This is a genomic window from Pseudomonas sp. Marseille-Q5299, assembly GCF_943737035.1.
Lineage (GTDB): Bacteria > Pseudomonadota > Gammaproteobacteria > Pseudomonadales > Pseudomonadaceae > Aquipseudomonas > Aquipseudomonas putida_E.
Window position 1 is genome coordinate 157,445 of record NZ_CALSFR010000008.1, and the last position, 16,634, is coordinate 174,078.

Genomic DNA, 16,634 nt, shown 5'->3' on the forward strand with positions numbered 1-16,634 from the left:
CGCGCAGTTCCTCGTCAGTCACACCAGTGCCCTCAGCAAACTGATGCCGCTGCTGGCCACACTGCCGAGCAGATCGATGCGGCCGGCATCAATGCGGGTCAGAGCCAGATTGAATTCAATGCGCCGGGCTTTGCCATCGGCAAAAAACAACGTCTGTGTCTCGCTCAGGCTTTCGATGACATACAGCCCGAGCATGCGCCCGGTACCGTCGACCAATGACCAAGCGCGGCCGGTGTTGGCCATGTTCCGCAGCTCATCCAGACAGACCGGGGCGCCGGCCAGCTCCGGTAGAATGACGCCGGGCAGAGTGATCTTGTCATCGCCACGGCCGACGAACTGCCGTGCCGGCGGTGCACCGACACGGTTACTGCTGGCGTATCGCCAATCGGTCTGGCGTTGCAACTCCTGGTAGGCGAGGGTGTGCATGCTGAAAACGAACATGCCCAAGGCGAGCATCATGCTGGTTACTCCTGGTCAGAAAGACGGCTTCGCTGGCGAGCGGATTTTTCCCGGTCGCGGCGGTCAAGCTCCGCGCTGACGGCACGGGCAATGGCCTGTGCATCCATGCCCGGGGCAGGGTGGATGTTGATGTTGATGACATCGTGGCTGTCGTTCACGCTCGGCGCTGCTGCGGCGACCGGGGGCCGGGTGTCCAGGCTGAGGCCGGGGGCCGTGTCGGTGGCCAGCGTCTTGCCTGTGCTGAGCTGGGGTGCCACAGCTTTGATGTCTGGTTGACCGATTCGGGTTTGCGCCACCTGCTTAGACAGGGTCTTCGTTTCGGTTGGGATGACCGCTTGAGGCGCAGGCAACGACTCTGGCCGTTCCAGCTGGGTTTGTGCCAGTTGCTGGCTCAGGCTCATCGCTTTGGCCGGTGCAGCCTTGGCCTCGGCGACTCCTGGAGCGATCGTTTTCAAGTCAATTCGCCCAGACTTCGCTAACTGCTGGTTTAGGGCGGCTATCTCAGCACTGGTGGTTTGGTCAGGCTCAGGCGCTGCGAGCCCGGCCTGGCTCAATTGCGCGCTAAGGCTGCTGGAGCTGTTCGCGAGCGCCTTGCCAGCCTCGATCTCGGGCACGGTCGCCACGAGGTCGAATTGTCCAGCTTTGGTCAGGTCTTGGCCCATGCGAGCCACAGCGTCGATCGGGGCTTTCGCACCGGCATCGACGCCCATGGCGAGGCCTTCGGTGGTGAAACCGCCCAGCTCTGCAAACACCCGCGATGGGCTGTGGATGCCTAGCTTCTCCTTGAACCATCCGATCGTGGACTCGCCGAGGCTGGTGATGGTGTCTTTGACCAGGCCGAGGCCCGCTGTCAGGCCACCAATTAAGCCATTGATGATCATGCCGCCGAACTCGGTGAAGCGCGTCGGCATTTCTACGCCCAGGTAGTTAAGGACAGCAGAGAACGCCTGATACACCAGGCCGATCGGGCTGAAATTGGCCAGCACCGTGAGGATACCGGTGATGCCGCCACTGAACCCTGCCTTGATCTCAGCCCACGCACTGGCGAAGTAGGCCTTCACCTGGTCCCAGTTTTGGTAGATCAAGTAAGCCGCACCGGCAATCACAGCGATGGCTGCTGCGATGGCCAGCACCACCGGATTAGCGGCCAGTCCCCACAAAGCGATCGATACAGTACGAATTGCCCCTAACAGGCCACCGGAAAGCACACCGATAAGCTTGCCGACCACTGGTAGCACCGTGGCGCCCTTGAGCGCGAACAGCGACATGCCGTACTGGGCCAGGGCAAACGGGCCCAGCACGCTGGCCAGGCCAAGCGTCAGGGCGCCCATGCCAGCCACCAGCACGGCGACAGCTGCGGCCCCTTTTGCGATGCCGGCCGCCAGTTCGGGGTTGGCACTGATCCAGGTCTTTGCAGCACCGACGATTTCAGTGACGGTTTGCACCAGCTCGCGCAGCGGCCCGCTCTCGCCATCGACAAGTGCGCCGATCAGCGCGCCCCAGGTGCCAGTAAGCTTGTCCAGGTCACCGCCCAGGTTGTCCCGGAAGGTCTTGCCCATCTTGTCCGCCGCCCCGGTGATGTCGCCCAAACTGGCGGTACCGCCGGCCAAGGCTTTCAGAAAGTCGGGGATCTGATCGACAGCGAGGTCCTCAACGGGCGTGCCGAACAGCGCAATGGCAGCGTTGGCCCGCTCTGCCGGGTTTTTGATGCCCAGCAGGGCGTTGGCTGTCTTCGTGAGGGCCTGGCGCGCATCGGTACCACCTTTGGCGATGGCGGCAGACATCTTTCCGGCATTCAGGCCGATCGAGGCGTAGGCTTCCTGGCTGGACTTGGACATGTCAGAGCCACGGATGGAGAACTCCTTGATGGCGTCCCCGGTCTTGTCCAGGGCGAACTTGCCCTGCTTGGCCATGTTCACCAGGAGGCTCATGGCCTCTTCGCCGCTAAACCCCATACCACGGAAGTGAGTGGAATATTCGTGCAGGATTTCGGGGATTTCGCCGCGCATCTGCGTCGAAACTTTCTGCATGCCAGCGGCGACCAGGTCGAAAGCTTGCTCGCTGCTGCCAGCCAGGCCGTTCTTCATCAGGATGCCGACCATCTGGATGCTTTCTGCCACGTCGATACCCATGATCTGCGAGAGATCCAGGGCACGCCGCGCTGCAGCATCCAGTTCCTTGTCTCCTACGTCACCCAAAGCCCCCAGCGTGCTCTTGGCCGCGGCCACGGCTTCGCCGATCTCGGCCACGTCGGTGCTTTGGCCGTCCGTGCGAATGTTGCGGATGATGTCCACATACTGGGTGGCGCGCTCTGGCGATTCACCGGACTGGGCCGCGATCATCGAGGCCTGATGGGTGACTTCCAGTTGGGGGGCTATCAACGCGGTACCCGCCATCCCGGCGCCAACGCCGCCCGCGATCCCTGCAGCCCCTGCGCCGGCCATTTTGCCGGCCCTGTCCTGGACTTTCTCCAACCGAGCTTTGGCCTGGGCAGCCTTGCGCTGCGCGGCAGCGAGCTGCTTGAGCCTGGTTTCCTGTTGCTCGATGGTGTGATTGGTCTGCGCCATTTCCAGGCGCAGTGCCGCGTTGTGCTGGTTGAGCTTACGGGTGTCGATACCGGCTTCGCTGAGCCGGCGCTGGAGGCCACGCAGGACCTCCTGTTCGTCCTTGGTCTGCTGCTTGAGCGCGTTGGTAGCCCTGATAGCAGCTTGAAATTCGGCCGTCATCTGCTTGGTAGGGGCGTCCACGGTGGACATCGCCCGGCCCATTTCCTTGACCTTGGCCCGCGCCTCTTCCAGGGCCTTCGCGGTCTCACGCGCCTGGGCATGCTGCTGACGCCAGGCACTGACGTCCTTTTGCTGGGCGTTCAGCTCCTTGAGGCGCTCGCGGGTTTCCTTGAGCGAACGGGCGGTTTCCTGCCCGCCCTGGTTGATCTGGCGCAGCGGCGCGGTGGCTTTGTCCACGGCGTCCAGCAGCACCCTCAGCCGTAGATCATTTGCCATCGCCGCTACTCCTTACTCGCGCTCGCTCGCGCCATTCCATCAGTTCTCGAACCCCTAGCCGGTCCATGTCGGCCGGGGCCCAGTGGAAAACCACGGCCAGATCGGCCATGGCATCGTCTACGCAACGAGGGATGCGTCCGTCTTCGTCCGCTTCTGCAGCAAAAAACCGGTGACCTTCACGCCGATCGCGACCAGGTCGGCCGGGTCCATCGCGCGGACTTCTCCCTCGGTCAGCGGGCTGATGCGCGGTACCAGCTTGATCAGCGCACCGACATCCATCTGTAGCAGGTCTGAAAGCTGGATGCCGCGCAGCTCGCCGGACGATGGCTTGCGCAGGGTGATGACACTAAGGGTCGATTCACCACGTTTGACCGGGGTGTCCAGCTCGACAGCGTTGTCATCTTGGGGCAGGGCGGTTGCTTCAACGGTGACGCTGGTTTTTTCAGTGCTCATGGGTGTTCATTCCTTACAGTTGTGGGGTTAGAGGCCGATTGCCCGGCGCTGGGCGGCCAGCATGTCGACGCCGTTGACGATCTCGACGAAGTTCAACAGGTCGATTTCAACCAGGACGGTGCCGTCCAGGGTCAGCTTGTAATAGCTGCAGGTGGTGGTGATGGTGTGCTCGGTGTCCTCGCCGGCAACGGCCTCGCCCATGTCGAGGGTCTCGTGACGGCCACGGACCACGACTTCCACGGCGCTCACTGCTGTGGTGTCGTCACGCTGATAGGAGCCGGCAAAGCGGATCATCAGGCCCGAGGCGCTCTGGTTGGCGAACTGCTTGATGACCAGGTCATCGATGCCGCCGATCTTCCACTCCAGTTGCAGGCCGTCGTCGGAGAAGCCCAGATCAGCCTTCACCGGCCCGTTCATGCCGCCACCGCGGTATCCCTCCATTTTCCGGGCAAGCACGGGAAGGGTGACGGACTTGGATACCCCCACGTAGCTAACGCCGTCGTGGAAGGTGTTCATGTTCTTGAGTTTGCGTGGCATTGCCATGGTGCTGGCCTCCGTCAGCTATTGATGCGGCTGGCGAAGTCCGCCAGGTAACGGTCGGTGATCCTCTGGCGGAAGTTCAGGTCCTCCAGCGGCGGTACCGGGGTGTAGTCGTAATCGATGAACAGTTTCCCGGCCTTGAGGGTGGCCTCGGTGTTGGCTTCCTCGTCGTACCAGGCTTCACCGCCGATCAGGTAACCACCGGAAATCAGTTCGCGGAACTTGGCGTTGATACCTTCGATCATGTCCCGCACCAGCGACGGGTGCATGGGCTTGTCCATGGCCCACATGTGCGCTTCGGCCATGGTGTCGGCCAATACCTGGGCGGTACGGGTGTAGTTCTCGAAGGCGAAGAGCGGGTCGGCGCTGCAGGTGCGGCTGCCCCAGAAGCGGTAGCCGTCAGCGTTGATGAGGGTGGTGACCTCGTTCCCGTTCAGGTAGTTGGCATCGGTGGCGGAGTTCTGCAGGTCCCAGAACACGTCGGCGCTGATTCCGGTCACGCCGTTGACTGGCACGTTGGACAGGGTTTTGTGCCAGCCGGTGTCCTGGTCGATCTTGGCGCGCAGGCCCAGCGCACGCGCTACGGCCGGGGCGGTGCCGGTCGCGTCCGTTTCGGTGTTCCAGTATTCGAAGTCTGGCCATATGACCATAACTTCCCGGGCGCCGAAGTTCTCGCGGTAGGCCGTGGCCTCTTCCTTGGTTTTGCAGCCTGCGGCGCTGACGTAGGCGAACGCACGCAGCTGCTGTGCAATGGCGACCAGGGCGGTGGCCACCGGCTGCGAGTCCAGGCCAGGAACGCCCAGGATGCGCGGGGTGACCTTGAGGCGGCCTTTCGCAGCCAGCAGGGCCTTCATGCCGGTGTACTTACCGTTTTCGTCGGTACCGCCGATGATGTTGCTGGTGGTCTCGGCATCGGTTTCGCCGGCCGCAACCCGCACCACAACGGTGACTGGCTGGGTTTGGTCGGCAATGGCCTGGAGGCTGGCCGCCAAGGTGCCGGTCTTGCCAGCCTTGGCAATTGCACTCTGCACGCTGGTGAGCAGGACAGGGGTATTGAGTGGGAATGCGGCCGGATCGGCGTCGTCTGCAGTGCAGACCATGCCGACGATCGCGGTGGAAACGGTGCGGATAGGGCGGGTGCCCTCGTTGATTTCGACGACGCGCACGCCGTGATGGTATTCGTCGGCCATGTTTGATGCCTGTGCAGTTGAATGACACTGCACAGGCTGCCGCGCGCGCGGGGGTTCAGCGAGCTGAGAGGGTTGTAGCGGCCGCTTTTACAGGTGTTGTTCTGCGATCCAGCCAGGCGCGACCGGACGATATGCCGAGCCAGGAAATGCTTCAGCCTGAGGCCAGTCACGCAGCGCCTGCAGATAGGCCAGCAGCTCGGTGAATTGCTCATTGCTGAGCGTGGTTGGGCGCCCAAGGTCCTGCTCGTCTCGGTGCCGCTCACGGATCCATTGCCGCGCCGCGAGCTCGACATCTCGCCATTGCCGCTCGGCTGCACGGCGCTCCTCCTCGCTTTCGACCCTCTCGGAAAACGCGGCATGCACGTACAGCCATCCTGGCTTTACCTGCTCACTGCAGGCGCGCCATTGAAGATCAGGATGATAGCGCCCCTCCGGGTCAACATCCGTCGTTTCAATTACGATCCCTTCTTGCACAAGTGCCCACATAGTCATCACCACTGAATAATTACTTGCCCAGCAGCCCCAGCACCACCGGCATAACCGGTATAAGCACCAGAACCACCTCCCCCAGGACCAGCGGCCGCGCCACCAACGACCGGAGCTTGGCTTGCGCGAACGCCTGGACCACCGCCAGTACCACCTTGGGTGCCGTAGTTCGAGAATCCAGGGCCAAGCGTGGTATTGAAATCGCCACCAAAACCAAGGCCCCCAGTCCCCCCAGCATTCGCTGTCCCGCTATTCCCTGCGCCCCCTACACCACCAGTTGCAGACAGGTACGCACCAAAGGACGAAGTGCCGCCTGTTCCACCCTGGCTGCCGGACTCGGTAGCACCCGCTCCGCCAGCGCCAACCGTAACTGCCACCGACGTGACGCCCGACAGGTCTACAAGGCGCTGAGACATACCGCCACCGCCGCCACCCGCCGAACCAATCCCAGCTGAGGGCGAAAAGCCACCGCCGCCACCGCCACCAATGACTGTTACCCAGGCTTTTTTAACGCCCGCCGGAACTGTCCAGGTGAAGACTCCGGCGGTCTTATAGGTCTGCGTCCCGCGAAAAGGTCCATGACGGCTGGTAGTGACTTCTTCCCAATCGGTCCAAGTTTTCCCCGAGGTTAAAGTGCGAATAGCTTGCTTAACATCGCCGCCGGCAAGCCCTGCGCTCAAGGTCTGTACCAAGTGACCAGAAGCGCCAAGCCCATCGACCACCATGCAGTGACGTTGGGCCGCATTCCAACCCGCTGGCAGGTTCAATAGTCCCGAAGCGGCAGTCAGGTAGTTACCCGGAACTTGAAAACTGTTCATATCTACTTCAGTGGTGACAATGGCGGATCCTGCCCCAAACGACCCCACTGTCAGCATGGTCCCGGCCGTGGTGTCGATAGCACTGGTCTGTTTGGGAGTATTGACCCCGTCCCACATCTGCCCCCATGCCGTCCACTCGCCACCACTCACTCGCGAGCGCTTGAAGGTTATGCCCGATTTGCCACCAGCCGGCGCATCCAGGCCGCCGGTCAGCGACTCCCAAATCTGAACCGCACAGTTCGTACCGTCGCGCTCCAGGTGGAGGATTTCACCAGCGACGATGTCATTGACCGTACCTGGCTGTTTCGGCCGCGTGCCCGTCGCCCCGTTGGAAACCGTATAAACGCCGGTCTCGACAATCTGGTCAATGTTGCCAGTCCAAACGTATGCCGTGCTGGTGGCCAGGCCATAGCGCGCCAGGACGCTGCGCACAAACGCCGTGGTCGCCAGCGAGGTGTCGTTATCCGTAACGGCCGGAGTCGGCGCCTTAGGGTCGCCGGTAAAGGTCGGGCTGGCCAAGGGAGCCTTGAGCGCCAAGGCGTTGGTCATGGTGGCGGCAAAGTTCGGATCGTTACCGAGCGCTGCCGCCAGCTCATTCAGCGTATCCAGCGCCGCCGGCGAGGACGCTACCAGCGCCGCTAGGGCAGCTTGCACAAACGCCGTATTCGCCAGTTGAGACGTATTTGTCCCTGCCGCCGCTGTCGGCGCCGTCGGTACGCCCGTCAACGCCGGGCTGGCCAGCGCCGCCTTAAGCGCCATAGCCTGGTCGATCTGCGTCTTGGTGTACACATCGGTCAGGCCATAACCCGCCACCGTGGTCGGATTGGTCGCAGCGGTTACCCGCCCATAGGCATCCACCGTAACGCTACGGTAAGTGCCTGCGGCCACACCGCTGCGGCCAAAGGCCATTTCATACGTCAGGGCGGTGACGCCCAGAGTAATCGGCGCATCGGTCACCAGCTGCCATGCGCTGTCGCCGTTGACGATGCCGCGCTCAACCAGGACGAGCATGCCGGGTGTCACTTCCGCGCTGATATCTGCGTCGGCGCTGCGTGTCCAGGCGGCCGATGCGACGATGTACACACCATTGTCCTTACCTGTGGTCTGGTTCTTCACCAGGACACGCGATCCAGCGGTCAGCGCGACTCCGTCGATGGTCTGCAGCCCGCTCAAGGTGATGTTGGCTGTGGTTGCCGCGACCACAGAATGCTTGAAATCCTGCTTGGCCAGCTCGGACGTTACCCATTCACGAGTGGCCAGCACCACGCTGGGGTCAATCTTGAGTTCTACGTTGCTGGAGCTGCTGACGATCAGGTTCATGCGCACTACTTGGGTGCGGCCTGAGCCCTGGCTGAGCAATGGCTTGTAGGTGGGCGGGCAGTTCGCGACGGCGACCAGGTCGCCATCGGCGTCGTATAGGCCGATCTCGCGAATCCATTTGCCTCCCACCTCTGCGGGGATGATCTGCTCGGCGACGATGATCGAGCTGTCGTTATCATCCACCTTCAGCTGATTCAATGGTGCCCGCCGCCACTCTGCAATGAGCGCGGTCTGGGTGGCGTTCGGAGTTGGCTCGGTGCCATTGGCGTCGCCAACGCCCAACTGCGTGATTTTCCAAGCGATGCCCAGGGCATCCGCGTTGGCCTGCTTTGCGGCCCCCACGTTGGTGAGGATTGCGTAGAACTGCGAGTTCTGATCAGCCATGTGCAATGTCCAGTGTGTCAATGGTGTGTTCGCGACCCCCGCGGCCGATCAAGCCTGTGATGCTGATGTCACGTTGAGCAGGGGGATAAATGTCCAGCTCGTCGCCGTCGTACAGACCGCCGGCAATGGATAGGGAACCGCTGGTTTCTAGGCTGATGGCCAAGCCGGTCAGGTGCCTGCTCACAGGCCGGGCGTCATCGATCAGCCAGGTCAGTTCCTGATAGGTCTCCTCGCTGATGCCTTCGTTGGATACGCCGACCTTGATCGCGAACGTTCCAGGTACGCCCTGCGGCTCTGTCTGGAACCACTCCACGACCTCGATCAGGTAGCCCAAAGGTTCAACTACACGGCGCAGGGCGCCGATGGTGCCCTTGCGGGAATGGATGTAGTACGACGACCGAATGGCGCCGCGCTTGGCCGATTCGCTCCAGCGGCTATCCCAGCGATCGACGGAAACGGCCCAAGCGAGGAAGGGCAGTAAAGCCACGGGGCAGCGGTCAGGGTTGATCAGGTCCCGGATCGGCACGGGTACTCGCTCGATCTGCGCGAGCGCTTCAGCAGCCTGGCGCTCAAGGTCAGTGGCATTGCCGGGCAGCAGCCTCATGATTCGGTGCCCTGGGATAGGTTGATCTCGGTGCAGTAAGGCGCCTGGCTGTCTGTCGCGTTGATGTCGGCCCAGTCGGCCAGCACGACCTTGCGCACCCCTTCGACGTGCAACGCCGCGTGTACGGCTGATTCAGATACCTGCATGCCGAGCCGACGCCGCTGTGTCACGTAGGCCTGCAGCTTCTGCGTGGCGGCAGCAAGGATTGGCTCGGCCTCTGGTCCCAGCGTGTTCAAGTAAAGCGTTGCGGTGACCTGATATGGGAGCACCTGCGCGCCTTGGACGATGAGCCGGTCAGCCACTGGCCGGCGGTCCTCATCGTTGAGATACGCGGAAACGACATCGATCAGTGCCTGATCGGCGCTGCCATCATCCAGGGCGGACTGAATTGTTACCACGGCAGTGGCGGGCGTGGGGCTTTGGGCGGTGGCATCTGCAACCCGGCCGTCTGCGGCTCGGGCATGGAAAATGTACGAATTACGCGGCCCTGCGGTGCTCAACCCTTCATAGGCCATCTGTGCGCGCTCACGCAGCGCGTCGTCGCTCTCCAACACCTGTGGTACCGGGGGGATCGCCTGAGGCTGCGCAGCCTGGATCACCAAGCGTTTTACGTTGACGTTGGCGGCGAGCTGGTCCAGGTCGTTGCCACCGGCAGAGCTGAGCATCACGGCAAGCGAAGCTTCATTGACCCGCTGACGCAGGATCATTTCCCGATAGGCGTTCTCCTGCAGCAGCTTGGTAATGGGTTCCGACTCGAGTTCAAGGCGTGCGGCGATCTCGGCTTGCTGATCAGCGGGCCACAGGCTGATGGCGTAGGCCTTTCGTTCGGCCAGGATCTGCTCATAGTCGATCTGCTCGACGACCTGCGGCGCCGGCAACTGGCTGAGGTCGATGGGTAGGAAGGTATTCATGCGGTGCTCCCCAGCTGCAGCGGCATGCGGACGTTGAACTCTTCGTTGCTGTCGACCAGGACGGCGGTCATGTCCAGCTCAGCCCGGCCGGTCAGGTCGGGGATGTTCAGTTGCACGCGGGTTAGGTTGATACGCGGCTCCCAGCGGAGCAGGGCCATGGCGGTGGCTGCGTAGAGGCGCAGGCAGGTGGTTTCATTAAGGGGCTGATCGATCAGCTCGGGCAGCAGGCTGCCGTACTCACGTCGTGCAATCCGGGTGCCGATGCGAGTGGTGAGAATGTCCTCGACGGACTGGGCAATGTGCTCACGGGTGGGCAGGGTCGAGCCGTTCCGGCGGTTCATTTCGCAGGCGCTCCCGTTTTGCCCGGACCAGACATCACGCCGTCGTGGACGTGTTTGACAAGGCTGATGCCGTTGGCAATCACGTCCTGCGTAACCGTCACAAGGCCGGTGACGTTTTGGTTGCCGGTCTGGATGTAGTCGCCTTCGTGGGTGATGTCGCCCACGATGTGGATGCCGCCCGTGCTGATCAGCTCGGTGGTACCACCGTCCGGCAGGGTGGCGACCAGGTGATGCGCCACGCTGTCGTACTCGACCACGGCGCCATCGGCATAGGTGCGGCGGTGCAGTCCGGCGCGATCGCCATTGGCTGTGATCAGGTCGCTGAAAAGGCCGGTGACCGCCACGCCGTTGGCCAGCTGGCCGCTGGGCGACAGCAGCAACACCTGCTCGTTTACGGTGGGCGGGTCCCATTCCCGGCTCTCGCCAGCTCGCCAAGCGAGCCACGGCAGCCAGGTGGTCAGCATCCCGCCGGTCTGGACCTTTACGCGGGGCGGCACGTGTTGCACCTCGGCAACGGTGCCGAAGCGGATCAGGTTTTCCAGCAGACGGTTGATTTCGGCAAGGGAGTTCATGCCGGCGATGGTCGCGCCACGCGTGCGCGAGCGCAGCCGGTGGCGGTTGTAGCGGGCGCGGCTACAGGCCCAGGTGGGCGAGCACCAGGTCTTTCAGTGCTTCCTGATCTTCGACAGTGAACCCGAGCAGCTCCCGGGCCTCGTACTGAGCCGTTGGGCCACGGGCGGCGATGCGATCCCGCAAGCCGTACTGGTGGACGCGGGCAATCCTTGCGATCCGTCCGGTAAACCCAACTGCCAAGCCCTTGGCGTCCCCTTGGGCCTTGAGGTAGCTGGCTGTGCGCAGCTTCTGGAACATCTTCGCCTTGGCCTTCACCCGGCCTTTTTTCTCGCGCAGCTTGTGCGGCCTTCGCGCCGTGTACTGTGTGCCATCGGCATTGCGCTGGGCTTTGATCCGTTGCTGCTGGCCCCGGCGCAGCTGCTGCGCAAGTGTTCGGGCCAGTTTGGCCCGGCCGGCGGGCTCGATCTGGCGAAGCAGCGGGCCGGCCCAGTCTTCCAGGGCGCTGAGATCAGCCACGAGCAGGGCGCTTCGGGTGAGGCATGACCAAAGCCATGCTGTCGGGAGCGGCAGGTGGCTGCCAGGAAACGAGCGGTTCGCCGTCGGCATACACGGTCACTGGCCCTTGTTCCTGGTAGTCCTCGTATTGCGGTTCGGGGGCGTGGGAGGCATCGAGGCTGCCATCCGCCTTGCGGGTGACGATCACGCGCTCGGTTAGGGGCAGGGTGAGGCTGAGATCTACCTTGCTGCGGTCCAGCATGTCGGCTTCGAATTTCAGCCCCTCGGCGGACTTGTCCAGGTTGACCAGCAATTCAGACTGGTTGACCCGCAACCATCCAAGGATCGGGAGCATCACGCTGTCAGGGTGCCCCGCAAAGTCAGTCAGGATGACTTGCAGGGTGTAGCTGTATTCGAACGAAAGGCTGGCAGCGGCGGTGCAGCGGACCTTGCCCTGGTCGATGAACATCAGCAGGCGTTCAGGGTTTTTCTTGAGGCCTGGCACTGCCTCTAGCAGCAGATCGCGCAGGCTATCGGGCTTGTTCATGCTTCACCTGGTGTTGATAAACGGCGTCGACCTGGGCGGCGCACTCGGCCCAGGCTAGTTCGGTGCGCTCCTGGTCAGTGAGCAACTGGCCGTTCTTTGCCGGGCTTGTCGCCGGCAGTTGGCAGGGCACTACTACCGGACAACCACTGACGGTAAGCATCGGCGCCGGTGATGGCGGGACGCTGCCGCAGCCGGCGAGCAGTATCAGGGATAGGCTGATCAGCCCATTGCCGCAGTTCATCGTTCTCATGCTTGAGGTTCTCGATCAGGCGCTCGCGGTTGGCCAGGCCAGTGCGCAGCTCGCGCTGGAGCTTCAGCAGCTTGGCCTGGCCTTCGCGCTCGCGCTCCAGGGTGGCTTTCAATGTGTTGGCGGTGGCCAGGTTGTCGCGGGCATCGGCCTGAGCGGTGTCGCGCTGCTCAGCCAGGCCCTTGGAGATGGCCTTCTCGCTATCCAGTAGCGACTTCTGCGACCAACCCCACAGGCCGACGCTGGCCAGCAGCGCAGCGGCAAAAAAACCGGTGCGCAGGTCCATCAGGCAGCTACCAAACCACGGTCCTGATGCCGCTCGAAGGCGCGCTCCAGCTTTACGTCGTACAGGTTTCGCTGGTAGTTCGGGCCGTTGTAGAGCTTGGCCACCGTTGCCCACTTCAGTGCCTTCAAGGCCTTGAGCAAGTTGGCGTCGGCTTCGATGTAGCGGACGAAGGCCTCCAGGTGGTCTGCTTCGCTACGATTCATCGCTGCTACAAAGTCGTGGACGCTGGAGTAACCCAGGCGCTGCCAGTGGTAGCCCATGACTTGGAAGCCGCCCCAGCTGGCGGACTCCAGCGCGGCTACGTCGTCCAGTTGCCGAGCCTGAGCAAGACGCTGATGCTCAGCGCTCCCGCCGATGTAACCGCCAGCTTTCGGGTTAACCAGGTTGGGCACCTGCTTGGCCAGCTGCTCGGCGCGCTGGTGCAGCTGCTCCTGGTCATCACCGGACGAGCGGACCAACTGCACGCGGTCAAACATGACGTGGCGCTCGAAGAGGATCACCGGCTTGCCGTTGTCCAGAAAGCCGAGGCCATTTGATTCGACCTCGTTCAGGGCATACACAGCCGCGATCGGCACGCCGAGACGGGCGGAAGCCTGGACCAGGTCGGAATGTTTGAGGAGCTTGCCGGTGTCCAGGCCTTGCAGGCTGGCCATGGCCTTCGGGCCGGCGGCGCCATCGGAAACGAGCCCGGCTTTCTCCTGGTAGGCCCGGACGGCCGCCTCGGTGGCATCGCCAAAGGCACCGTCAGTTTCCAGCTTGGCGCCTTTGGCGTTGAGCAGGCGCTGCAGCTCGCGAACCGCTTGGGAGCGGTCGCCATGTCGAAGAGTGGTCATGCTGTTCCCTCTTTGCGGGTGAAGAACTTCTTCGCGGTTGCACGGGTGAACTCGACGCCCAGCAGGCCAATGACGCCCCCGAAGAACGGGGCCGCACTGATTGGGATGCCGATCAGCGACAAGCCGTGGCTGGCCGATAGGGCCAATGCGCCGCAGAGCGGGGCTTCGACGGCCATGCGACGGATTCCGCCGCCACCGTAGATCACCCGCAGGGCGGCAATAACGATGGCCAGACCGCCGGCATACAGGCCGGGCCAGTTGTGTTCGAGCCAGGTGGCGAGCCAGGCCCAGGTTTCAGGGCGGTCAGGCATGGGTGTCCTTCCTTGGTTGGGTGTTGGGGTGGCCGGTCAGTCCCATAGGTTCACCATCTGGCGTTCGGGGGCAGCCGCTTGCAGTTCGGGGAGGGTGACGAGCAGGCCAGAAGGAAGCACAGGCCCCTTGTCGGCCAAGCCCGGATTGGCATCGAGCACGGCCTCGACCACGCCGGCAGTGCGGCCGTAGTGACGCCAGCACAGGGCGTCCACGGTGTCGTTTTGCTGCGTGCGCTTTTGCTCGGCCATTAATTTTGGCCCTTGGCGCAGGGTTCGGCGTCCACGTCGTCGGGGTAAACCCAAGCGCCGTCATCGCTGACAACTGCACCTGGTGATAAGCCAGTTTCAGGGTCCCTGCAGATCGCCAAGCCCAGCGGGTGCATGATTTCCCGGTTGATACGGACCAGCAGGCCGCGCCGTGAGATCTCGTTCCAGTCGATAGTTTCCAGCTTGGCCATCACAGCAGCTCCACAGTGGTTCGCGATGTGCCGAGAAAGTCACGAACCGCCCAGCGCTGGTCGCGCCTGTAGTCATCAATGGTCGGGGCGGTTTCATCGGCTTTGTTATTGCCGCTGGCGGTGCTGTCGTAGTTACGGTACCGCTCGCAAACCTCGGCACCGGTCGCACACTCGATGGCACGCACGTACAGGTGCACCAGTTGCGACTTGTTCAGGATCTGCCCGCTTGGTACTTCGTCCAGGGCGGTGAAGCCCTCCGCCTGCTTGGCTACTCGCCACTTGGCCAGATCCCGGTTGACGCTGAGAATGGCCGCGACCACGGCCGTTTCGAGGCGGGCAGGGGTGACGCTGGAGTCGATGCGCAGGGTTTCCCGCAGCGAGTCCAGATCGATCGACGGCCAGAAGGGGTCGCTGTTGATATGGCTGCCCGGTACCGAGTCGCTTGGTACCAGACCGCCGGCAATGAATCCGCTCATGGTCGCGCTCTGAATAGGTCGGCGGTGGTCGGGACTTCACAGCTGAGCCAATGGCCGCTGATCCGACCCGAGCCGCCGGGTTGCGTGGGACGCTCGGTTAGCTGGCAGGGCCAGCGAGTTTCTTCAGGAGACGCTCGGCGCTCTCCAGTTCTTTCTTTCCGCCGCAGTGGGCGTCCTGCTCGATCGCACGCTTGAGCAGGTCGATGCCGCGTTGTAGTTGGCCTGGTTGGCCGGGGTTGCTTGGATCTAGGCCCTGCAGCGTTGCTCGGGCCAGTGCCAGTTTCAGCTTGGCGCTGACCTCATCTGGCATGTCCTGGTCTTTCGTCAGCTCAGCAGTTCGCAACAGGGTCTCGATTGGGAACGGCTTGTCCGCTTTCTGAGCCTTGAGGGCGTTTTCAGCGATCTCTTCGGCAATCAGGCAGCCGCTGGTGCGATCAAAACGGTTGGCCATTTTCAGGCCATGCTTCAGGACATAGGCCGCAACATCGAGGCCCGCGTCCCAGTCGCCGGCATCGAAGCGCCACAGCATGATGGTGGTAACCACATCATCTTGAGCGCCACGGCCAGCCGACAACACACCGTCGATATAGGGCTTGTACTCACCGATCAGCTGCGCTTTCAGCAGGCACTTGCTCTGAATTGACTGGATCTGCCTCAGCCGCAGCTGATCCTGCTGCAGCTTGGCAAGCATCAACTCGTATTGATTGAGCCCATCCATGAGGGCTGCCGGCGCGGTGCTGGCAGCCTCCTTGGCGGCCCGCTTACGCAGTTGAGTTTGTTGCGAAAGGGTCAGTCCCATGGGTTACGCCTCGGACGGTTCCGGGTAGGTCAATGCCTCGATGTTTTCCACCAAGGCGACGGCACCGAAGTCCTCGATGACGTAGGCGTCGTTGCTGGACTGGTAGTCCGCGATCCGATCGAACTCAGGCTCGTCCTTGAGGTGACGGCGGCGAGCGCCTTCCTGCCAGTAGATCGACAGGTTTTTCAGGAAGGTGACCAGCACGGTACCTGCAGGGAGGAACGGTGCGTCGACGACCGGCAAGCCACCGAGACGGGCGCGGCTGACGATTTCCTGTGCCGCGTTTTCTTCCTGATTCGACGCCGAACCTTTTTCCACGGCCTTCAGCAGCTTGTCATGCATCAGGTCGCGACTGACCAGCACAACCAGGTCGGGGCGGGAGCGGTGCCATGGGTCCAGCATCTGGATGGCATCGAACACCACGCCGTCCAGGGTTTGATAATCGCCGCTGACTTCAGTGTCGACACCCGCCACTTTGATGGTCTTGGTTGCGCCGACGCGGATCTTGCCGGCGACGGCACCTTCATCCAGGACGCGATCGGCTGCGCCCTCGCGGATCTTCTGCAGCCAGCCCTTGTTGACGTCTTGCAGCAGTGGGTTGGCAGCGCGATCGGTCGCAACGGCAACGGAGGTGCCGTTGAAGCCGATCATGATGCGATCAAGCGCCTGACGCTCGACGATGGCGTTGGTCAGCAGTACCTGGAACTCAGGGAACTTGGCCCAGGCATCGAGCAGTGCATAGGGGAACGAAGTGTCGAAGTTGGTTTGTACGCAGCTGTAACTGTCCTTGGACATTTCGGCGACGTTGGCCGGATTGCGGCGGTTACCTGCCCCGGTGTTGGTGCGGCTGGCCACAGGACCGTTGACGCCAGCGAGCAGTGCTTCGCCTTGCTGCTCATCGACGCCGATGATGTTGATCGCTTTCAGGAAGGCCGACGATTCCTGGGTAGCCTTTTCCAGGGCCTGCTGCACGGTGGGTGCAACGTTGAATTTTTCGGTGGCACTGGCCACCCCGTTGACCAGCGCAATCTGCGCGGCCAAGGCGGTAAAGACGATACGGGTTGCGTTACGCATTGTGTGTTCTCCGGGTGTTCAGGCTGG

The 16,634-nt window shown here is 62.7% G+C and carries 22 protein-coding genes and 2 pseudogenes; all 24 read right to left on the reverse strand.

The window, feature by feature from the left end; translation table 11 throughout:
- Positions 1-18: 18 nt before the first annotated feature.
- Positions 19-459: a phage tail protein gene (locus tag NGJ21_RS21505; protein ID WP_251962638.1), complete on the reverse strand. Its 441-nt coding sequence runs from the start codon at positions 457-459 to the stop codon at positions 19-21.
- Positions 460-464: 5 nt separating this feature from the next.
- Complete coding sequence (locus tag NGJ21_RS21510) at positions 465-3,461, reverse strand: phage tail tape measure protein (RefSeq protein ID WP_251962639.1); 2,997 nt, start codon at positions 3,459-3,461, stop codon at positions 465-467.
- Positions 3,451-3,570 (reverse strand): GpE family phage tail protein, encoded by a 120-nt coding sequence (locus NGJ21_RS21515; RefSeq protein WP_251962640.1) that lies wholly within the window; start codon positions 3,568-3,570, stop codon positions 3,451-3,453. Before NGJ21_RS21515 ends, NGJ21_RS21510 begins: the two co-directional genes overlap by 11 nt.
- An 8-nt stretch (positions 3,571-3,578) precedes the next feature.
- A complete protein-coding gene (locus NGJ21_RS21520) occupies positions 3,579-3,914 on the reverse strand; it encodes a phage tail assembly protein (protein WP_251962641.1) in 336 nt (111 codons plus the stop codon).
- Between the two features lie 27 nt (positions 3,915-3,941).
- On the reverse strand, positions 3,942-4,457 hold the full coding sequence (locus NGJ21_RS21525; RefSeq protein WP_251962642.1) for a phage major tail tube protein: 516 nt from the start codon (positions 4,455-4,457) through the stop codon (positions 3,942-3,944).
- Between the two features lie 14 nt (positions 4,458-4,471).
- Entirely contained in the window at positions 4,472-5,644 is a 1,173-nt protein-coding gene (locus NGJ21_RS21530; RefSeq protein ID WP_251962643.1) for a phage tail sheath protein, read from the reverse strand.
- A gap of 87 nt (positions 5,645-5,731) precedes the next feature.
- A complete protein-coding gene (locus NGJ21_RS21535) occupies positions 5,732-6,130 on the reverse strand; it encodes a phage tail assembly chaperone (RefSeq protein ID WP_251962644.1) in 399 nt (132 codons plus the stop codon).
- Between the two features lie 5 nt (positions 6,131-6,135).
- On the reverse strand, positions 6,136-7,497 hold the full coding sequence (locus NGJ21_RS25960; protein ID WP_353506403.1) for a glycine-rich domain-containing protein: 1,362 nt from the start codon (positions 7,495-7,497) through the stop codon (positions 6,136-6,138).
- An 84-nt stretch (positions 7,498-7,581) separates the two neighbouring features.
- A pseudogene (locus tag NGJ21_RS21540) lies at positions 7,582-8,652 on the reverse strand (phage tail protein); the annotation flags it as partial.
- A complete protein-coding gene (locus NGJ21_RS21545) occupies positions 8,645-9,256 on the reverse strand; it encodes a phage tail protein I (RefSeq protein WP_251962645.1) in 612 nt (203 codons plus the stop codon). The gene NGJ21_RS21545 and the pseudogene NGJ21_RS21540, both read right to left, overlap by 8 nt.
- Positions 9,253-10,167, reverse strand: a complete 915-nt coding sequence (locus tag NGJ21_RS21550; RefSeq protein ID WP_251962646.1) for a baseplate J/gp47 family protein — start codon at positions 10,165-10,167, stop codon at positions 9,253-9,255. The genes NGJ21_RS21545 and NGJ21_RS21550 overlap by 4 nt, the downstream gene beginning before the upstream one ends.
- Positions 10,164-10,508, reverse strand: coding sequence for a GPW/gp25 family protein (locus NGJ21_RS21555; protein ID WP_251962647.1), 345 nt, complete (start codon positions 10,506-10,508; stop codon positions 10,164-10,166). Before NGJ21_RS21555 ends, NGJ21_RS21550 begins: the two co-directional genes overlap by 4 nt.
- On the reverse strand, positions 10,505-11,080 hold the full coding sequence (locus NGJ21_RS21560) for a phage baseplate assembly protein V (RefSeq protein WP_251962648.1): 576 nt from the start codon (positions 11,078-11,080) through the stop codon (positions 10,505-10,507). The genes NGJ21_RS21555 and NGJ21_RS21560 overlap by 4 nt, the downstream gene beginning before the upstream one ends.
- Positions 11,081-11,141: 61 nt before the next feature.
- Positions 11,142-11,597 (reverse strand): phage virion morphogenesis protein, encoded by a 456-nt coding sequence (locus tag NGJ21_RS21565; RefSeq protein WP_251962649.1) that lies wholly within the window; start codon positions 11,595-11,597, stop codon positions 11,142-11,144.
- Positions 11,590-12,123: a phage tail protein gene (locus NGJ21_RS21570; RefSeq protein ID WP_251962650.1), complete on the reverse strand. Its 534-nt coding sequence runs from the start codon at positions 12,121-12,123 to the stop codon at positions 11,590-11,592. Before NGJ21_RS21570 ends, NGJ21_RS21565 begins: the two co-directional genes overlap by 8 nt.
- Positions 12,107-12,373, reverse strand: a complete 267-nt coding sequence (lysC, locus tag NGJ21_RS21575) for an Rz1-like lysis system protein LysC (RefSeq protein WP_251962651.1) — start codon at positions 12,371-12,373, stop codon at positions 12,107-12,109. The genes NGJ21_RS21570 and lysC overlap by 17 nt, the downstream gene beginning before the upstream one ends.
- Positions 12,294-12,656 (reverse strand): annotated as a pseudogene (locus NGJ21_RS21580) (Rz-like lysis system protein LysB); the annotation flags it as partial. The pseudogene NGJ21_RS21580 and the gene lysC, both read right to left, overlap by 80 nt.
- Positions 12,656-13,489 (reverse strand): N-acetylmuramidase domain-containing protein, encoded by an 834-nt coding sequence (locus NGJ21_RS21585; RefSeq protein WP_251962652.1) that lies wholly within the window; start codon positions 13,487-13,489, stop codon positions 12,656-12,658. The gene NGJ21_RS21585 and the pseudogene NGJ21_RS21580, both read right to left, overlap by 1 nt.
- Complete coding sequence (locus NGJ21_RS21590) at positions 13,486-13,800, reverse strand: phage holin, lambda family (protein WP_099813805.1); 315 nt, start codon at positions 13,798-13,800, stop codon at positions 13,486-13,488. The genes NGJ21_RS21585 and NGJ21_RS21590 overlap by 4 nt, the downstream gene beginning before the upstream one ends.
- Positions 13,801-13,836: 36 nt before the next feature.
- A complete protein-coding gene (locus NGJ21_RS21595) occupies positions 13,837-14,049 on the reverse strand; it encodes a tail protein X (RefSeq protein WP_099813804.1) in 213 nt (70 codons plus the stop codon).
- The gene (locus NGJ21_RS21600; protein WP_251962653.1) at positions 14,049-14,258 is read right to left on the reverse strand and encodes a DUF7415 domain-containing protein; all 210 of its coding nucleotides are present in this window, start codon (positions 14,256-14,258) and stop codon (positions 14,049-14,051) included. The genes NGJ21_RS21595 and NGJ21_RS21600 overlap by 1 nt, the downstream gene beginning before the upstream one ends.
- Positions 14,258-14,734, reverse strand: a complete 477-nt coding sequence (locus NGJ21_RS21605; protein WP_251962654.1) for a head completion/stabilization protein — start codon at positions 14,732-14,734, stop codon at positions 14,258-14,260. Before NGJ21_RS21605 ends, NGJ21_RS21600 begins: the two co-directional genes overlap by 1 nt.
- A 97-nt stretch (positions 14,735-14,831) precedes the next feature.
- Positions 14,832-15,533: a phage terminase small subunit gene (gpM, locus tag NGJ21_RS21610; protein ID WP_251962655.1), complete on the reverse strand. Its 702-nt coding sequence runs from the start codon at positions 15,531-15,533 to the stop codon at positions 14,832-14,834.
- 3 nt (positions 15,534-15,536) lie between these two features.
- Positions 15,537-16,607, reverse strand: a complete 1,071-nt coding sequence (locus tag NGJ21_RS21615; protein ID WP_251962656.1) for a phage major capsid protein, P2 family — start codon at positions 16,605-16,607, stop codon at positions 15,537-15,539.
- Between the last annotated feature and the right edge of the window lie 27 nt (positions 16,608-16,634).